Genomic DNA, 17,687 nt, shown 5'->3' with positions numbered 1-17,687 from the left:
GCATTGGGCGGGGCCATCGAGGGGGGTGGCAAGGCATTGGGTGGGGCCATCGAAGGCGGTGGCAAGGCATTGGGCGGCGCGAAGGCGCTGGGTGCCCATGATGCGGATTTCGACGTCGACGGTGGCGGAGTCCTGGCGGCCATGGGCTTCGCGGGCATCCCCATCACCGTGTCCGTGAGCTTCGTGGCGTTCATCGCCTGGTTCCTGTCGGTGATGAGCGCGCAGCCGCTGCACGCGGCGCTGGGCGGGGTGGTGCCGTCGTGGCTGCTGAGCAGCGGCCTGGGGCTGGGGTGCTTCGCGGCGGGAATGGTGACGGCGGGCTTCGCGGTCCGGCCCTTGCGGCCGGTGTTCGTGACCAAACGCGCCCCGGGGCGCGACGCGCTGATGGGGCGGGTGTGCACCATCTCCAGCGGCAGCGTGACGGCCAGGACGGGCCACGCGACCTTCGAGGACGGCGGGGCGGGCGTCATCCTCAACGTCGTCTGCGCGAAGCCCAATGAGCTCAAGCGAGGCCAGCCGGCGCTGATCCTCGCGTACGACGCGGAACGGCGCGTCTACGAAGTGGAGCCGGTCGACTGGTTGCTGCCGGAGGAGCTGGAACAGCTCCAGGACCCGGCCCGCGCCGCGGCCTTGGCTCGCGTGAAGGCACGAGGCTGAGTTTTACCGGTCGCGCCGAGGGGGCGACCGTCAGATTCGACGCCGGAGGGCTTTTGCGGGGGACCTCCGGCGCCTGATACAAGGCCCGCTGTCATCATCAATCAGGAAATGGCCATGGACCCCATTACCGCGGTCGCTGCCGGCATCGGTGGCATCATCCTCCTCGGAGGCATCCTCCTCACCATCGTCCGGCTCTATCGGCAGGTGGACCAGGGCAAGGTGCTCATCGTCAACACGCTGAAGAACGAGCCGGTCGTCACCTTCACCGGCGCGGTGGTGTTCCCCATCATCAACCGGGCCGAGGTGATGGACATCTCCTTGAAGACGGTGGAGATCGACCGCCGCGGCAAGGAAGGCCTCATCTGCCGGGACAACATCCGGGGTGACATCAAGGTCACCTTCTTCGTCCGCGTGAACAAGACGCGCGAGGACGTGCTGAAGGTGGCGCAGACCATTGGCTGCGCGCGCGCCTCCGACCAGGAGACGCTGGAGAACCTCTTCGAGGCCAAGTTCTCCGAGGCCCTCAAGACGGTGGGCAAGAGCTTCGACTTCGAGGAGCTCTACACCAAGCGCGAGGAGATCAAGGACCAGGTCGTCAACGTCATCGGCCGTGACCTCAGCGGGTACATGCTGGAGGACTGCGCCATCGACTTCCTGGAGCAGACCCCGGTCGAGATGCTGGACAAGGACAACATCCTCGACGCGCAGGGCATCCGGAAGATCACCGAGCTGACGACGAAGCAGAACGTCTTCACCAACGAGCTGCGCCAGGATGAGCGCATGGCCGTCACCAAGCGCAACGTGGAGGCGGATGAGGCCATCTTCGCCCTCGAGCGTCAGCGTGAAGAGGCCGCCGCGAAGCAGAAGCGCGAAATCGACAGCATCCAGGCCCGCGAGACGGCCGAGGCCGAGCGCGTGAAGCAGGAGGAGTACGCCAAGGCCCAGCTGGCGCGCATCAAGGCCGAGGAAGAAATCAACATCAACGAGCAGAACAAGTCGCGGCAGATCGAGGTCGCGCAGAAGAACCGCGAGCGCGTGGTGGCCGTGGAGACCGAGCGCGTGGAGAAGGACCGCGCCCTGGAAGCCATCAACCGCGAGCGTGAGACGGAGCTGCAGCGCATCGCCAAGGAGAAGGCGCTCGAGGTCGAGAAGAAGCTCATCGCCGACGTGGTGCGCGCCCGCATCGTCGTGGACAAGACGGTGGCGGAGGAGGAGGAGCGCATCAAGGACCTGCGCGTGAAGGCCGAGGCCACCCGCCGCAAGGACGCGCTGCTCATCACCGCCGAGGCGCAGGCGCAGGAGAAGCTGGTCAAGGACATCAAGGCCGCCGAGGCCTCCAACGAGGTGGCCAAGTTCACCGCCAAGGAGAAGCTGACGCTGGCCGAGGCCGAGCTGGAGGCCGCGGACAAGACGGCGAAGGCGAAGGTCCGTCTGGCCGAGGGCGTCCAGGCCGAGGCCGCCGCCCAGGGGCTGGCCGAGGTCCGCGTGAAGGAGGCCGACGCGCAGGCGCAGGAGAAGCTCGGCATGGTCAACGTCCGCGTGAAGGAAGCCGAGGCGGGCGCCATCGAGAAGCAGGGCCACGCTCAGGCGAACGTCGTCCGCGAGAAGCTGCTGGCGGAGGCGGCGGGTGAGCAGGAGAAGGGTCTGGCCAACGCGCGCGTCCTGGAGGCGGAAGCCGGCGCCATCCAGAAGCGCGGCGAGGCGGAGGCCATTGCCACGCGCGAGAAGCAGCTGGCCGAGGCCGCTGCCATCCAGGAGAAGCTGCTGGCCGAGGCCCGCGGCCTGGCCGAGAAGGCCGCGTCCATGAAGCTGATGGACGGCGTCGGCCGCGAGCACGAGGAGTTCCGCCTCAAGCTCAACAAGGAGCGCGACGTGGAGCTGGAGTCCATCCGCGCGAAGAAGGACATCGCGCACGCGCAGGCCGAGGTGCTGTCCAAGGCGTTCGCCAACGCGAAGTTCAACATCGTCGGCGGCGACGGCCAGTTCTTCGAGCGCTTCGTCAAGGCGGTGTCGTTCGGCACCGCGGTGGACGGCGCGCTGGACCACGGCGAGGCGCTGAAGACGGCGCTGGGCGGCTACCTCAACGGCGAGAAGGACCTGCCGGCCGACCTGAAGGAGATCCTCTCCAAGCCGGGCCTGAGCAACGACGCGCAGAACCTGGCCGTGGCCGCGCTGCTGCACAAGATGGCGGCCAGCCCCGTCGCCGCGACCTCCGCCGGCCTCAAGGCGCTGGTGGAAGACGTGGCGCGGCCGGGCACGGTCGACAAGCAGGGCTGACAGTCCCAATGGGCCACCGCCGTGAACAGGCGGCGGTGGCACGGCCGTAAGACGACCCTCACTCCGGCCTCCCCTCCGGGGTGGCGCCCCTCCGCTCGGGAGGGTGCGGGGGTGGGGGTCTTCGCTTTTCCGGTGAACATTCATGGCAACTGACGGTGGCAAGGGCGCGGCGCCCGCGGGCGAAGCGGCGCTGGAAGGCGGCAGCTACGAGGTCATCCGTTCGCGGCTTCTGTCGCAGGCGGACGCGCTGGGCGCGAAGGCGACGGACCTCAACGGGCGGCGCAAGGCGCTCTTCGGTGGGACGGAGCTGGCCGTCATCGGCAACGAGCGGGTGCGCACCGAGCACAACTGCGTCCCGTGCGACATCGCCAGCGTCGGCAAGTACCTGCTCTTCGGCTACAACGTCTTCATCGGCCTGAAGCGGGAGACGTCGGTGTCCGACGTGTTCTCCCTGCACAAGTTCGAGAAGACGGCCGACGGGTACGACTTCTCCACCGTGCCCGACTCCGAGGCCGGCGGGTTCCTGGCGGACCCGCGCTTCGTGAAGGACTTCGGCGAGCTCTACAAGTACTACAAGGACGCGAAGCTCCTCCAGATTCGCAAGCTGGACTCGCGCCTGCTGGCCATCTTCCAGACGGGCCAGTCGCTGCGCGACATCAAGGTCTTCCGCTTCAGCCTGGACGTGGAGGGCCTCGCCACCTACCTGGACAACCAGGGCGAGCGCGACCACGTCTTCCCGCCGTCGCACGACTTCGAGTGGACGGTGGCCACGCGCGACAACTACGTCACCGGCCAGCACCCGCACGTCAACGTGCTGGACCAGGTGTTCGTGGAGACGGTGAAGGGCGACCTCACCATCAAGGTGGAGGACAACACCTCCACCGGCATGGGCATCTACAACGAGCCCGTGGATGACCCGGACCAGTCGCTGGACGACGCCGAGTTCGCCTGGGCCAAGGTGGGCACGCTCATCCTGCTGCGCGTGCTGCCGTTCCGGGAGAAGGCGCACCGCTACCTCGTCTTCAACGCGCGCACGCAGCACGTGGTGCGCATCGACGCCATTGGTCAGGCGTGCGTGCGGCTGCCGGAGGACCAGGGCATCGTCTTCCCGGGCGGCTATTACCTCCAGACGGGAGACTTCAAGGTCTTCGACGGCGCCGCGGCGTCGGAGGGCATGGAGTTCAAGCGCGCCATCCGCTCGCCCAACGGCGAGGACGTGCTCTACATCTTCCACCGGCGGACGGACGGCTGCTACGTCCTCTTCCCGTACAACCTGGTGCGCAAGGAGGTGCAGAACCCCCTGGTCGCGCACGGCATGAGCCTGTTCGCCGACGGGCAGCTCGTCATCTTCCGCTCCACGTCGGACGAGCCCACGCGCGTCCACCCGATGCAGGTGTGGCAGACCCCGTTCGTGTCCGCGGAGCACGCCGCGGCGGCGCCGCCGGCCCCGGGCTACCTGGGCAAGGTGGGCAACGCGGAGCTGGTGCGCGGCATCTCCGACGCGCTGACGCTCCAGCGCGTCGCGAAGTCGGAGAAGCCCACCCGGCGCACGTATGAGGACCTGGTGTCCTCGGCCACCCGCGCGCTGGACGCGTACTACTGGCTGGGCCATGAGGAGACGGGCCTCCAGGAGCCGGTGGAGACCCTGCGGCGCACCTCCGAGCTCATCATCGATGAGTTCGAGAAGGTGGTCGCGATGCGGAAGCGCGCCACCGAGGCGCTGTCGGCCGCGGAGGTCGAGCAGCAGACGCTGCTCGTGCGTGTCCAGCCGGAGAACCTCACGAACGCGGAAGCCTTCATGCAGGCGCTGGCGGACCTGCGCAAGCAGCGCGGGCACCTGATTACGCTGAAGGACATCCGCTACATGGACCTGGGACGCGTGGACGTCCTGGAGACCGCGGTGGTGGAGGCGTCCGACCGGGTCAGCACGGCCTGCGTGGAGTTCCTCCAGACAGGCGAGGCGCTGGCGCCGCTGGCCGAACGGCTGGATGTGCTGCTGGCGCAGCTGGAGCCGGTGCAGACGTCCGTGGAGCTGGCGCCCCTGGGCGAGGACGTGGACCGGACGGCTCATGGCCTGGAGGTCCTGGGCGAGGTCGTCGGCGGGCTCCAGGTGGGGGACCCGCTGGCCCGCGCTCGCATCCTGGAGGGCATCTCCGAGCTGTTCAGCCGCCTCAACCGCGTGCGCGCCAGCCTCGCGGCCAAGCGCAAGGAGCTGTCCGGCCGGGAGAAGCGCGCGGAGTTCGGCGCGCAGTTCAAGCTGCTGGGGCAGAGCATTGAAAGCGCGCTGTCGCAGGCGGACAGCCCGGAGCGCTGCGACGAGGCGATGTCCCGCCTCACCGTGCAGTTGGAGGAGCTGGAGGGCCGCTTCGGCGAGTTCGACGAGTTCCTGGAGCAGATCACCCAGAAGCGCGAGGAGCTGCTGGAGGCCTTCGGCGCGCGCAAGCAGTCGCTGTTGGACGAACGGCAGCGCCGCGCGCAGAGCCTCTTCGGCGCCGCGGAGCGCATCCTCCAGGGCGTGCAGCGCCGGGCCAGGTCCTTCAAGACGGACGACGAGCTCAACGGCTACTACGCCTCCGACGCGATGATCCTCAAGCTGCGCCAGCTGGCCGACCAGCTGATGGAGCTTCAGGACAGCGTCCGCGCGGACGAGGTGCTGTCGCGCGTGAAGTCCGCCAGGCAGGACGCGCTGCGCGCCCTGCGGGACAGGCAGGATCTGTTCGCGGACGGCGACAACGTCATCAAGCTGGGGACGCACCGCTTCAACGTCAACACGCAGCCGCTGGACCTGACGCTGCTGCCGCGCGACGGCGAGCTGTACCTCCAGCTCACCGGCACGGACTACGCGCAGAAGGTAGAGGACGCGGAGCTGCTGAAGTACCGCGAGCTCTGGGATCAGCACCTGGTCTCCGAGTCGCCGGGCGTGTACCGCTCCGAGTACCTCGCGGGCTGCCTGCTGGCGGACGCGGAGGACGGCAAGCGCGGCCAGTCGCTGGACGCGCTACACGAGGCGCTCATCAGCGGCACGCTGCTGGAGAAGGTGCGCGCGTACGCGGCCGACCGCTTCGACGAGGGCTACGAGCGCGGCGTCCATGACGCGGACGCGGTCTCCATCCTGGAGAAGCTGCTGGGGCTGCACCAGGGGGCTGGATTGCTGCGCTTCGCGCCGGCGCCGCGCGCCTGGGCGGCGCTGTACTGGGCCTTCGACGCGGACGAGGCGGCCCGCGCCCTGTTCCAGCGGCGCGCGCGCAGCCTGGCGCGGCTGCGCACCACCTTCGCGTCCGGCGGCAGCCTGGCCGAGGTGGGCGAGGCCCTGGGTGAGCGCATCGCCGCGTTCCTCACCGCGAACGGCCTGGCGCACTCGCCGGCCGAGCCGCGGCAGGCGGGCCGTTACCTCGTCGAGGAGCTGGGCGCGGAGCACCCGCGCTTCACCACCAGCGGCGAGGCGGTGGCGCTGCGGGACGCGTTCCTCCATGAGCTCGATCGGCACGGGACGCGGTCCTCGTTCGAGGACGACCTGCGCGGCCTGGAGAAGGACCTGGGCGCCCGGCTGGAGCTCGCCCGGGTGTGGCTGGACGGCTACCTCGCGCAGCGCGAGGGCGGTCCGGGTGACTCCGTCCACGTGGCGCTGGAGACGGCGGTGCTGCTGCTCACCGGCGCCAAGCTGGACCGTGAGACGGCGGGCGCGCTGACGGCCACCGAGGTCTCCGCGCTGCTGGGCAACCATTCGCGCATCCAGGACCGGAAGCTGCCGCTGCGCCTGGACGAGTTCCTGGCGCGCCTGGGCGAGTTCCGGCAGGTGCGCGTGCCCCAGTACCAGGCCTACCGCGCGCTGCTCAGGGACTTGCTGGAGCGCGAGCGCCGCAAGCTGCGCCTGGAGGAGCTGACGCCGAAGGTGCTGTCGTCCTTCGTGCGCAACCGGCTCATCGACGAGGTGTACCTGCCGCTCATCGGCGCCAACCTGGCGAAGCAGCTGGGCGCGGCGGGCGAGGGCAAGCGCACGGACCGCATGGGCATGCTGCTGCTCATGTCGCCGCCGGGCTACGGCAAGACGACGCTGATGGAGTACGTCGCCAGCCGCCTGGGACTCACCTTCGTGAAGGTGAACGGCCCGGCGCTGGGGCACTCCGTGAAGTCGCTGGATCCGGCCGAGGCGCCCAACGCCACGTCCCGGCAGGAGGTGGAGCGCATCAACCTGTCCTTCGAGATGGGCAACAACGTGATGCTCTACCTCGACGACATCCAGCACACGGACCCGGAGCTGCTCCAGAAGTTCATCTCCCTGTGCGACGGCCAGCGCCGCGTGGAGGGCGTGTGGAACGGCCGGACGCGCACCTACGACTTGCGCGGCAAGAAGTTCTGCGTGGTCATGGCCGGCAACCCGTACACGGAGACGGGTGAGCGCTTTCGTATCCCGGACATGCTCGCCAACCGCGCGGACACCTACAACCTGGGTGACATCCTCGACGGCAAGGAGCACCTGTTCGCGCTCAGCTACATCGAGAACGCGCTCACGTCGAACACGGTGACGGCGCCGCTGGCCACGCGCGATCCGGCGGACACGCACCGCCTCATTCGCATGGCGCAGGGCGAGGAGGTCCAGACGGGCGAGCTGAAGCACGGCTACGCGGCGGCGGAGCTCCAGGAAATCGTCGCGGTGTTCCAGCGCATGTTCCGGGCCCAGTCGGTGCTGCTGAAGGTGAACCTGCAGTACATCGCCTCGGCGGCGCAGGACGAGCGCTTCCGCGCCGAGCCCGCGTTCAAGTTGCAGGGCAGCTACCGCAACATGAACAAGCTGACGGAGAAGATTGTCTCCGCGATGACCGACGACGAGCTCGAGCGGCTCATCGACGACCACTACCAGGGCGAGTCCCAGACGCTGACGACGGCGGCGGAGCAGAACCTGCTCAAGCTGGCGGAGATGCGCGGGCGCCTGACGCCGGAGAAGGCGAAGCGCTGGGAGGACATCAAGCAGGGCTTCGCGCGCGTCAAGCGCATGGGCGGCAAGGAAGACGACCCGGTGGCCCGCGTCACCGGCCAGCTCAGCGGCATCGAGGAGCAGCTGGGCGCGGTGCGGGACGCGGTGGTGCAGGCGGCCAACCACGTCTCCGCCAGCCAGGCCCGCGACGCGCAGCCGGGGCCGGTGGTGGAGGTGCTGCCTCGCCTGGAGTCCCTGCGAGAGGCCGTGCTGGAGGTGGCGAAGGTGGGCCGCGAGTCCGTGAGCGTCGCGAAGGCCGTGCCCGCACCCCTGGCCCCCGTGGCCGCGGGGCCGGACCTGACGCCGTACCTCAAGCACATGGCGCACCTGCTCAAGGCGCTGACGGAGCGGGTGGCGGCGCAAGCCGAGCGGCCCGCGGAGCCGCCGGAGTCCGCGCCCACCGTGCGCATGGCGGCGCCGGTGCCCGCGCCCGACTTCGGCCCGTACATGGAGCAGCTCTCCCGCGCCATCACCGCGCTGGCGGAGCGGCCCGTGAATGTGTCCGCCAACGTGCCCGCGGAAGCCCTGCAGCGCACCGCGCTCAGCGGGCCGTCACCCGCCGAGCTCAGCCGTCAAATCGAGCTGGTGGAGGGCGTGCTGCTGCCGCTGGAGCGCGCCTCGCGCCGCGCCATCCAGGGCGAGGGCGAGGGCGTCATGAAGTCGCTCCAGGTCTGGCAGAACGTCACCGAGGCCCTGGAGTTGCTGCGCTCCATGCTGCGGCGCTGAGGCGCGCGCGCTAGCGGAACTGGCCAGAGCCCTCGGCACTGCGGTTGTCGAGGACTCTGTCCAGCGTGTCTTCCAGTTGCTGGCCGTCCGCCGCGGTGACGCGCACGGAGAAGGGGCCGTCGCCCATGCCGCTGGAGTTGACGAAGTAGTTGTAGCTCTCGCGCGGGACGTCCTGCCAGCCGCCGGTGCCGCGCCGCCACTCCAGCTTCTGGATGGGCAGGCGGTGGTTGCGGACCTGGATGGCGGTCCACCAGGGATTGCTGCCGTCCTTGAAGTGGTACTCGAGGTTCCCCGCCACGTCGCAGGACACCGGCGTCCAGGTGATGTTGACCCGGCCTTGTTGCATCTCCGCGATGCGGGCGAAGGCCTCCCGGCTCAGGTCCAGGTGGCCGGATTCACACTCCGGGCACCGGTCCACGATGCGCACGCGGACCGAGCCCTTGGGTCCGGTGATGTCCACGCACTGTCCACAGGCCGCGCTGTTGGCGTACTGGGGCGTGTTCATGGCGGCCACCATCAAGTCACCCGTCGGCTCGTAGCTGCAGTTGCCGGAGCCGTTGGCGTCGTAGAAGGTGGCGATGCCCTGTTGCTCCTCGCCCAGCGGCGCGCCGCCGCCAGACGGGTCGTCACTGCAACCGCCACAGGCGAGGAACGCCGTGGCGACAGGGAAGAGGAAGCGTCGGGACTGCGAGCGAAGGAGGTGCATGGCCGCTCAGCATACCCCTTCGAAACGGCATCGGGGTGGAGGGGCCCCAGGCACCCTCCACCCCGACGTGTATGCGGGCTTGTGCCCCGGGGTCAGCGGCCCTGGACGGAGGCGCCCTTGAGGGCGCGGGCCTGCGTCACCAGCCGCACGAACTCCTGGCGGTCGGCGTCACCCTCGGTGGCGCCCGCGGCCAGCTTCTCGGCCGCGGCCAGGCTCCAGCCCTCCGCGGAGGGGCTGTCGCGGAGGACGTCCGCGGTGGCGGCCACGGCGACGGCGAAGCGGAAGTCCGGCGACGCCTGCGCCAGCGTGTCACGCAGCTTGCTGCGCTCGAAGGGGAACTCGCGCTCGGAGGCCTCAGTGCCATTGGGCGCCTTGGCGCGGACGCGGACGGTGGCCAGCGCTTCGGTGGCCTCACCGGTCAGCTCCACCTCGTACACGGCGGTGACGTTGTGGCCGGCGCCAATCTCGCCCGCGTCCACCTTGTCGTTGCGGAAGTCGTGGTCGGCGACGTCGCGGTTCTCATAGCCCACCAGCCGGTAGCGGCGGACGGCGGCGGGGTTGAACTCCACCTGGAACTTCACGTCCTTGGCGATGACCTCCAGCGTGCCGGTGAGCTGCGTCTCGAACACCTTCTTCGCCTCGCGCAGGCTGTCCACGTAGTAGCAGTTGCCATTGCCCTTGTCCGCGAGCTTCTCCATCAGGTCGTCGCGGTAGTTGCCCATGCCGAGGCCCACGGTGGTGAGGGTGACGCCCTCCGCCGTGTACTTGTGGATGCTGTCCAGCATGGCGTTGGCGCTGACATTCCGGCCGATGTTGGCGTCACCGTCGGTGAGGACGACGACGCGGGACACCACGCTGCCGGAGGCCTTCTTCACCGCGTGGCGGTAGGCCATCTCCATGCCGGAGCCCATCGCCGTGCCGCCACCGGCCGTGAGCGAGTCGAGCGCGGCGTGGATGCGCTTCACGTCGGTGGCGGGCGTTGGCGGCAGCACGTCCCGGGTGTTGCCCGCGTAGGTGACGATGGCGACGGTGTCGTTCTCGTTGAGGTTCTTCACGGCGACCTTGATGGCCTGCACGGCGAGAGGCAGCTTGTCCTCCGAGTGCATGGAGCCGCTGGTGTCCACGAGGAACACGAGGTGCGCGGGCTTGCGCTGCGAGCGCGAGACGACCTTGCCCTGCACGCCCACGCGCAGGAAGTGGCGCTGGGCATTGAAGGGGGAGGGCGCCCCCTCCAGGTGCACCGCGAAGGCGCCCGTCTCCGGGGGCGCGTAGCGGAACTTGAAGTAGTTGACGAACTCCTCCACGCGGACGGCGGACGCGGGCGGGAGCTGGCCGTTGACGAGGTAGCGGCGCGACACCGTGTACGACGCGGTGTCCACGTCCGCGGCGAACGTGGAGAGCGGGTCCTTGACCGTCTCGATGAACGCATTGGCCTTCCAGGCCTCGAAGGTGTTGCCGCCCGCGGGGGCGGCGTCGTCCCGGGGCTGGCCTTTGAAGGGCGCGCCCGCCAAGGCGTCGGCTTCCGACTTCATGGGGCGCGCTTCGCGCCGCTTGGCAGCCTCCGGCGCCGGTGAGCGCGGCATGGGCCTGGCGACCGCGTTCGGCGGCGGGGCACCCGCGGGGGTCGCCGTTCCCACGGCGGGCTCGGCCATGTCCCTGTCACTGGTGGACTCCTCGTACTCCTGGACGCGCGCGGTGCCGTCCTTCGGGGCCGCGGGAGCGGGCCGCTGGACGGTGACGCGCTCGTCGGCGGCGGGGCTGCGGCTGTGGCATGCGGGCAGGGTGCCGGCGACGAGCAGGGCACTTCCCCAGACAGTCAGTTGGCGCTTCAGCGAGAAGGGGGACATCGAGGCTCCAAGGTCGGTGAGTAGGTCGCCTCCCGAAAACGCATGGCCCGAGAAAATGGGTCTACGGCCGGATGAATTTTCCGGCGAACACCCGCGCCGGGCGTCCTTGTCTGGAGCACCCCCGTCTGACAGGGTGCCGCGCCATGCAGACCGCCAGGCCATTTCGAATTCTGGGTGTCCAGCAGATCGCCATTGGAGGCGCGGACAAGGCGCCGCTCCGCAAGCTCTGGGTCGACCTGCTGGGCTTGACGCCTCACGGCACCTACCGCAGCGAGCGCGAGAACGTGGACGAGGACATCGTCACCGCGGGCGCGGGCCCCTTCAAGGTGGAGGTGGACCTGATGCAGCCCGTGGACCCGGAGAAGAAGCCCCGCGTCCATGAGACGCCGCTCAACCACGTGGGCCTCTGGGTGGACGACCTGCCCGTGGCCGTGCGGTGGCTGGAGTCCCAGGGCCTGCGCTTCGCCCCCGGCGGCATCCGCAAGGGCGCCGCGGGCTTCGACATCTGCTTCATCCACCCCAAGGGCAGCGAGCAGTTCCCCTTCGGCGGAGAGGGCGTGCTCATCGAGCTGGTGCAGGCGCCGAAGGAGGTCATCGCCGCCTTCGAGTCGCTCTCCGCCGCGGGCCCCTGAGTCAGCGTCCGGCGGAGGCGTGCGGGCCCTGCCTGAACAGCCGCCACGAGAGGGTCCGGAGCGCGGGCCGCAGCACGCGCTCCAGCCGAACCGTGGCGACGCACAGGACGAAGGTGAGGCCGATGATGACGGCCGTCAGCACCCAGTACTGGCCCCAGCCGCTGCGGTCTCCCCAGAAGCGCTGGAAGGAGAAGACGCCGCCCAGTTGGTAGAAGAGCAGCATCTCGTGGAAGAAGTACGCGGACAGCGACGACGTGCCGAACACCTCCACGAAGCGCCGCAGCCGGGACGGCGCCGCGTCCGTGGGGATTCGAGCCTCCAGCCACGTCAACACGAGCAGCGCCGTGCTCACCCAGCCGAAGCGCGCCGCCGCGTTGGACGGATTGGCGACGAAGAAGCGATGGGGCGGGTAGAGGTCGTAGAGGGAGTCACCGAGCACCGCGCCGGTGAAGCCCAGGCCCATCAGCACCAGCAGTGCTTTGATGAGCCCGGCGCGGCCCCAGGCGCCCGCCACCGTTCCCGCGAAGACGCCCAGCCACGCGTAGCCCAGCCAGGGCAGGAGGGGGAAGGGCGCGAAGGAGGACTTCTCCGTCAGCGTGGCCCAGGGGCCATCCACCTGTTCGCCCAGGGGTGACACGGCGAAGGTGGTCATGGCCAGCACGAAGGCGCCGGTGCTCAGCACCCTGGGGCGCGCGGAGAGCAGCGCGGCCACCGGCAGGACGATGAGCAGGCACAGGCCCACGCACTGGAGGATGTCCATGCGGAAGAGCCACCGCGGCTCGCGCAGCAGGGGGAACCACGCCCAGTTGACCAGGGTGGCCACGGCGAGCACCTCGCCAGCGCGGCGGAGGTTGCGGTGGACGCGCTCGCGGAGCACGCCGCTGGCGGCGCTGCGGACCATCATCAGCGCGGTGGCGAAGCCGGCGGAGAAGATGAACGCGGGGGCCACCAGCCCGTCGACGCGCAGCAGCCGCGCGACCCATTCGCTCTGCCGCAGCTCGGGCGTGAGCAGGGCCAGGGTGTGCGTCTGGACCATGAAGAGCACCGCGATGCCCCGGAGCCAGTCGATGGCTCGGATGCGATCACGTGAGACGAGGGCAGGGGAGGCGGGCGTAGACGTCACGGACCGCCTACCCTAAAGCATCAGCGGACCCAGCTCACGTTACTGATGGTGAATTTGGAGCCGTCCTGCTTCTCCGCGTTCGTCATCGGCGAGTACACCCGCGTGGAGAACGTGTTGGCCGCGGTGTCCACCTCCACCAGCCGCGTCAGGTTCGAGGTGTTCTCGTGATACGCCGTCAGGATTTGATGGATGACGTTGCCGTGGACCCCCGTGCTGGCAAGGTACGCGGCGTTGCCCGTGTGCCCTGAGAAGACGAACCGCACGTTGGCGTACTGCTTGATGAGCTGGTCGAACACGTACTGCGGGCTGTTGTTGCCATAGCCGCCGTTGCGCTGCTCGATGGCGCCGCCGCCATTCAGGTGGGAGTGGGTGTTGATGATGACGTTGTGGCGCGGATGTTGCGCCAGCACCGTCTTCGCCCAGTCGACGGCGCCGGTGCGCGCCCACAGCTCCAGGTTGAGCACCAGCCAGTCCAGGCCGCCCGCGGAGAACGTGTGGAAGGAGTTGTCAACCTTCCCCGGCTCGTAGACGCCCTGCAGCGCGGTGAAGCGCGTGAGCGGGAAGTGCGCGTTGAAGGTGGAGGTGTCGCGCAGGTTGGCGTTGACGTTGCCGGGGCAGGCGCTCCCGCCGGGGCACACGGCCGCCGTGTCGTGGTTGCCGATGGCGTAGACGTAGGGGAGGCCGGCGGCGTCCAGGAGCTCGGTGGCCTCGCTGGCGCGCACGTACTGGATGTGGTCCGGCGTGTCCCAGTTCACGACGTCGCCCGTGTGCAGCACGAAGCGCAGGTCGAGCGAGGCCTGGTTGGCCACCAGCCACTGGTACCGGTGGACGAGCCGCGTGGGGGGCGTGGTGAGGACCTCGTTCTGCGTGTCGGGGATGACGGCGAAGGTGAACTTCGTGTCGACCGGCGGCGCGGACTCGGGTGCGGCGTAGAACTTGATGCCCTGGTTGACCCAGCCGGCGGAGGCGAGCGCGTCGCGCTGGGCCTCGGTGATGGCGAAGCGGTGCTTGCGCAGCGTGGTGTTGGAGAAGCGGTACACGGGAACGAGGCACGCCGCGGCCGTCTTCGACGCGTAGAAGCCGACGTTCTCGTTCGTCGTGTAGCCCCCGTTCTGCATGAGGTCGTTCCGCTCGGCCTCATCGATGGTCCAGAAGTGCTCCTGCCGGCTGGGGCTGTAGATGCGGTAGACGGGGGACAGCCCCGTCCCCGTGGAGGCCGCGGCGAGGAACGCCACGCCCCGGTCTTCCGTGTAGCCCCAGGTGGTGGCGGCGTTGGCGGCCTCGTTCGCGTTGAGCGTGTAGAGGCTGTCTCCGGTGGCCGGCTTGATGCGGTGATGGACGGCCCGGCTCAGTGAGGCGCAGTTCAGCGCGGACTCGGCGCTGGCGACCTCGGGCCGCGACTCCACCGGGCCGCCGCACGCCGCCAGCAGGCCCAGCAGTGCCACGGGGACCGCGGTTTTCAGGTGTCTCAAAGGTGTCTCCTCGCAAGAGGTGTGTCGCGGACAGGGATGTCCGCAAAACGAGCATTGCGAGGAAATCAATAGCACCTGGGTTGCGGTCGTGGAAGACCCACCTTGGGCAGTGTCTACCTGTAACCCGTGGCGTCGGCGGGCTTGCCCGCGTCCTGGACCTCGACGACGTAGCGCCAGGCATCGGGCTGGCTGCCATCCAGGTCCGTGAAGCCGTAGACCCGCGCGAGCTGGCCACTGGACAGGGACTGACCGTTCCACCGGGCCTTGTCCGCGTCAGAGGCCAGCGCGGCCACGGCGCGGCCGACATAGGCCGGCGACTCCGAGATGACGAAGTGGGGCTCCTTCACCGTGGCGTCGCGCCAGTTCTGCTCGGTGACGCCGAAGTGCTCCAGCATGCCTTCGGAGCGCATCCAGCCCGGCGTCAGCGCGACGGCGGTGGCGCCATGGGGCTTCAGCTCCCGCGCCTGGCTCCAAGCCAGCCGGAGGACAGAGGCCTTCGCGAGGTCATAGAACGTGGAGATGCGGTAGTTCGTCGCGTTGTAGTCGGCGGTGCCGTCGGTGACCTCGACGACGAGCCCTCCCGGGCGGCGGATGAGCAGCGGCAGGGCGAAGTGGCTGGTGATGAGGTGCGTCTCCACACCCAGCCGGAGCAGCCGCAGCCCCTTGTCGAGCGAGTGCTCCCACACGCTCTTGTTCCACTCGAAGATGTGCTCGCCGCCCCAGATGTCGTTCACGAGCACGTCGAGCCGGCCCTGCTCCCGGTCGATGCGCTCCACCAATGACTGGACCTGTTCGGGCTCCAGGTGGTCCGTCCGCACGGCGATGCCCAGCCCGCCCGCCGCCGTCACCTGCTCGGCGGTGTCCTCGATGGTCTCCGGCCGGTTCTGCTCCGAGCGCTGCGCTCGAGTCGTCCGGCCCGTGACATAGACGGTGGCGCCCTCCGCGCCGAGCTGCACCGCGATGCCCCGTCCCGCCCCACGCGTGCCGCCCGCGACCAGCGCCACGCGTCCCTTCAGCGAATCCTTCATGTCCCGCATGCCTGCCTCCTCCTGGAATGTGCGCACTACGGGGAGAGCCTACGGAGGGTTGTTGACACCTCCTGTCATGATTGGGCGAGTTGGCGCGGTTCGCGCAAGAACGCACCGCAACCTTTTCACGGCTCACCTGTTCAACGTCTCGCGAGGAGGTTGCGTGATTCGACGACTCATCCTGGGCGCCGCCCTCTGTCCGCCGTGGGCCGCGCTCGCCAAACCGCCAGCGGGAGGCGTGGTCTGTGCCACCTATCCCTCGGCTCCGGCCTGCACCGGACAGCAGCCGGCCTGCACGCTCTGCCATACGGCCCCTCCGCAGCGGAACGTCTTCGGCGCCGCGCTGGAGCCCCACCTGGCGCCCGGTGCGCCCAGGCCGCTCTCGGATGGCGATTTCTCCCTGTCCCTGCCTGCCGCGCTGCGCGCCGTCGAGCCCGAGGACACGGATGGCGACGGCGTGACGAACGTGGAGGAGCTGCTGCGCGGCACGCTGCCCGCGGACCCGGCCAGTGTGCCCGCCTCGGAGCCCGGGGACTGCGTGGCGGGGCAGAACCCCGGCTACGACATCTGCCGCTATGACTTGCGCTTCGCCTACCGGCGGGTGCTGCTCGACTTCTGCGGACGGTCGCCAACCTACGCGGAGCTCCAGGACTTCGCCGCGCGCGGGGACGACAGCAAGCGCGAGTTCATCGACGCGGAGCTGGAGCGCTGCACGGGCAGCGAGTTCTGGCGGGGCAAGGACGGGCAGCTCTGGAAGCTGGCCCACCCGAAGATTCGTCCGGTGGGCTCCATCAAGTCGGGCGAGGACGCGGGCCCGATTCCGCTCGCGGACTACTACGACGACTACGCGCTCTACGCCTACGCCCAGCTCGACCACCACGATGCGCGCGAGGTGATGACGGCGACGTACTTCGTGAGCCGTCAGACGGAGCCCACGCGCTACACCGCGACGCTGGCGTTGCCCTCTCAGTTCGTGGAGGAGGGCCGCCGCGCCGGCAACCTCACCTCGGCGTGGAGCCTCACGTCCTTCGTGATGTTCACCGCGCTGCCCCGGAACGCCGCGTCGCAGAGCTACCGCGCCTACCTGGGGCTCGACATCGCGCTCCAGGAGGGGCTCTACAGCATCCCCGGTGAGCCTCGGGACTACGACGCCAAGGGCGTCCAGGCGCCGGCCTGCGCCGCCTGCCATGCGACGCTGGACCCGCTGAGCTATCCCTTCCGCAACTACAACGGCATCGCCGGCGCCGCCTCGGCGCGCTACGTGCCCGACCGAATCGAGCGGTACTTCAGCGCCGAGGCGCCCGACATCACCCAGATACCGGAGGCTGGCTTCCTGCTGGGCCAGCCCGTGAGGGACCTGGTCGAGTGGGCCCAGGTCGGCGCCAACAGCGACGCCTTCGCCAGCTCCGCCGTCACCGACTACTGGAAGCTGCTCGTGGGGCACCCGCCGACGGCCGAGGAGCAGGCCGAGTTCGTCACCCTGTGGCAGCGCTTCAAGGGCACGCATCAGTACAGCGTGCAGCGCATGCTTCATGACCTGATTCGCACGGAGGCCTACGGTGCGCCCTGAAACGCTGGTTGTCATGGCGGTGCTCGCGCTCGCGGGCTGCACGCGGCAGCCGATCGCCACGGTGCTGGACGTGGATGCCGGAGTCCCCCCGGTGGGGAACGAGTCGGACGCGGGCACGCCCGTGGCTGTCGCCAGGTCGACCCGGAACAACCTTCGCTTCAAGGGGCCCGAACGGCTGACGACGGACTTCGCGGCGGCGCTCGACCTGCCTCCGGCGGGGCTGTGCAACGAGCTGGGGCAGTACCCCTGCGCGGCGTTCGTCCACACCGTCACGCTGGGCGGCGTGGAGCCGTACCAGAGCGGCTTCTATGAGCCACTGCCCGTCACGGGGGTGACGACGCCCATCGCCGTGGAGCGAATGGCCCTGGCGGGCTGCACCCAGCGCGTCGCGCTCGATGTGAGCGCGCCGGCGGCGGCCGTCATCTTCAAGGGCGTCGGTCTGGATGCCCAGGGCCGGCTAGAGGACCGGGCCGGGCCGCCGGTCCGAGCCGCCATCCACGCGCTCTACCAACGCGGCCTCCAGCGTGACGCCGAGGCGGAGGAGGTGGACGCCTGGATTCAGCTCGCCGCGGACATCGACGCCGCGGGCAGCACGCGTCCTGGCCGCGACTGGATGACCGCGGTCTGCTTCGCCGTCCTCTCCTCCGCCGAGTCCGTCTTCTTCTGAAGGAGCC

Annotated in this window: 11 protein-coding genes; 6 read left to right on the top strand and 5 right to left on the bottom strand. The window is 69.5% G+C overall.

Annotated features, from left to right (window positions below; genetic code table 11):
- From HV826_RS14485 to HV826_RS14475, 3 genes are all read left to right on the top strand, one after another.
- The coding region (locus HV826_RS14485; protein ID WP_176417593.1) for a hypothetical protein at positions 1–657 on the top strand (657 nt) is incomplete at its 5' end.
- 114 nt (positions 658–771) lie between these two features.
- Positions 772–2,934: a hypothetical protein gene (locus tag HV826_RS14480; protein WP_176417592.1), complete on the top strand. Its 2,163-nt coding sequence runs from the start codon at positions 772–774 to the stop codon at positions 2,932–2,934.
- A gap of 142 nt (positions 2,935–3,076) precedes the next feature.
- The gene (locus HV826_RS14475; RefSeq protein ID WP_176417591.1) at positions 3,077–8,635 is read left to right on the top strand and encodes a DNA repair ATPase; all 5,559 of its coding nucleotides are present in this window, start codon (positions 3,077–3,079) and stop codon (positions 8,633–8,635) included.
- A 10-nt stretch (positions 8,636–8,645) separates the two neighbouring features.
- On the opposite strand, the gene HV826_RS14470 is transcribed toward HV826_RS14475, so the two are convergent.
- Positions 8,646–9,341: an expansin EXLX1 family cellulose-binding protein gene (locus HV826_RS14470; RefSeq protein ID WP_176417590.1), complete on the bottom strand. Its 696-nt coding sequence runs from the start codon at positions 9,339–9,341 to the stop codon at positions 8,646–8,648.
- Positions 9,342–9,433: 92 nt separating this feature from the next.
- Positions 9,434–11,188 carry a von Willebrand factor type A domain-containing protein gene (locus tag HV826_RS14465; RefSeq protein ID WP_176417589.1) on the bottom strand — a complete coding sequence of 585 codons (1,755 nt, stop codon included), beginning with the start codon at positions 11,186–11,188 and terminating at the stop codon, positions 9,434–9,436.
- Positions 11,189–11,331: 143 nt separating this feature from the next.
- On the opposite strand from HV826_RS14465, the gene HV826_RS14460 reads away from it, so the two are divergent.
- Positions 11,332–11,820 (top strand): VOC family protein, encoded by a 489-nt coding sequence (locus tag HV826_RS14460; protein ID WP_176417588.1) that lies wholly within the window; start codon positions 11,332–11,334, stop codon positions 11,818–11,820.
- Between the two features lies 1 nt (position 11,821).
- Here HV826_RS14460 and HV826_RS14455 read toward each other — a convergent pair whose 3' ends face one another.
- From HV826_RS14455 to HV826_RS14445, 3 genes are all read right to left on the bottom strand, one after another.
- Entirely contained in the window at positions 11,822–12,943 is a 1,122-nt protein-coding gene (locus HV826_RS14455; RefSeq protein ID WP_176417587.1) for a heparan-alpha-glucosaminide N-acetyltransferase domain-containing protein, read from the bottom strand.
- A gap of 20 nt (positions 12,944–12,963) precedes the next feature.
- A complete protein-coding gene (locus HV826_RS14450; RefSeq protein WP_176417586.1) occupies positions 12,964–14,415 on the bottom strand; it encodes a metallophosphoesterase in 1,452 nt (483 codons plus the stop codon).
- 113 nt (positions 14,416–14,528) lie between these two features.
- Complete coding sequence (locus HV826_RS14445) at positions 14,529–15,452, bottom strand: SDR family oxidoreductase (RefSeq protein ID WP_303623583.1); 924 nt, start codon at positions 15,450–15,452, stop codon at positions 14,529–14,531.
- Positions 15,453–15,606: 154 nt separating this feature from the next.
- Here HV826_RS14445 and HV826_RS14440 point away from each other — a divergent pair, with 154 nt between their 5' ends.
- Complete coding sequence (locus HV826_RS14440; protein WP_176417585.1) at positions 15,607–17,013, top strand: hypothetical protein; 1,407 nt, start codon at positions 15,607–15,609, stop codon at positions 17,011–17,013.
- Positions 17,003–17,680, top strand: a complete 678-nt coding sequence (locus tag HV826_RS14435; protein WP_368670921.1) for a hypothetical protein — start codon at positions 17,003–17,005, stop codon at positions 17,678–17,680. Before HV826_RS14440 ends, HV826_RS14435 begins: the two co-directional genes overlap by 11 nt.
- The last annotated feature ends 7 nt before the right edge of the window (positions 17,681–17,687 follow it).

It is taken from the genome of Myxococcus sp. AM010, assembly GCF_013372585.1.
Lineage (GTDB): Bacteria > Myxococcota > Myxococcia > Myxococcales > Myxococcaceae > Myxococcus > Myxococcus vastator.
Note: the sequence above shows the minus strand (reverse complement) of the source record. Positions and strands in the feature narration are given on the sequence as shown.

Bases quoted from the DNA above. Each gene is read 5' to 3' on its own strand.
- HV826_RS14445 (WP_303623583.1), bottom strand. From the start codon at position 15,452: ATGCGGGACATGAAGGATTCGCTGAAGGGACGCGTGGCGCTGGTCGCG.
- HV826_RS14465 (WP_176417589.1), bottom strand. From the start codon at position 11,188: ATGTCCCCCTTCTCGCTGAAGCGCCAACTGACTGTCTGGGGAAGTGCC.
- HV826_RS14475 (WP_176417591.1), top strand. From the start codon at position 3,077: ATGGCAACTGACGGTGGCAAGGGCGCGGCGCCCGCGGGCGAAGCGGCG.
- HV826_RS14470 (WP_176417590.1), bottom strand. From the start codon at position 9,341: ATGCACCTCCTTCGCTCGCAGTCCCGACGCTTCCTCTTCCCTGTCGCC.
- HV826_RS14480 (WP_176417592.1), top strand. From the start codon at position 772: ATGGACCCCATTACCGCGGTCGCTGCCGGCATCGGTGGCATCATCCTC.
- HV826_RS14460 (WP_176417588.1), top strand. From the start codon at position 11,332: ATGCAGACCGCCAGGCCATTTCGAATTCTGGGTGTCCAGCAGATCGCC.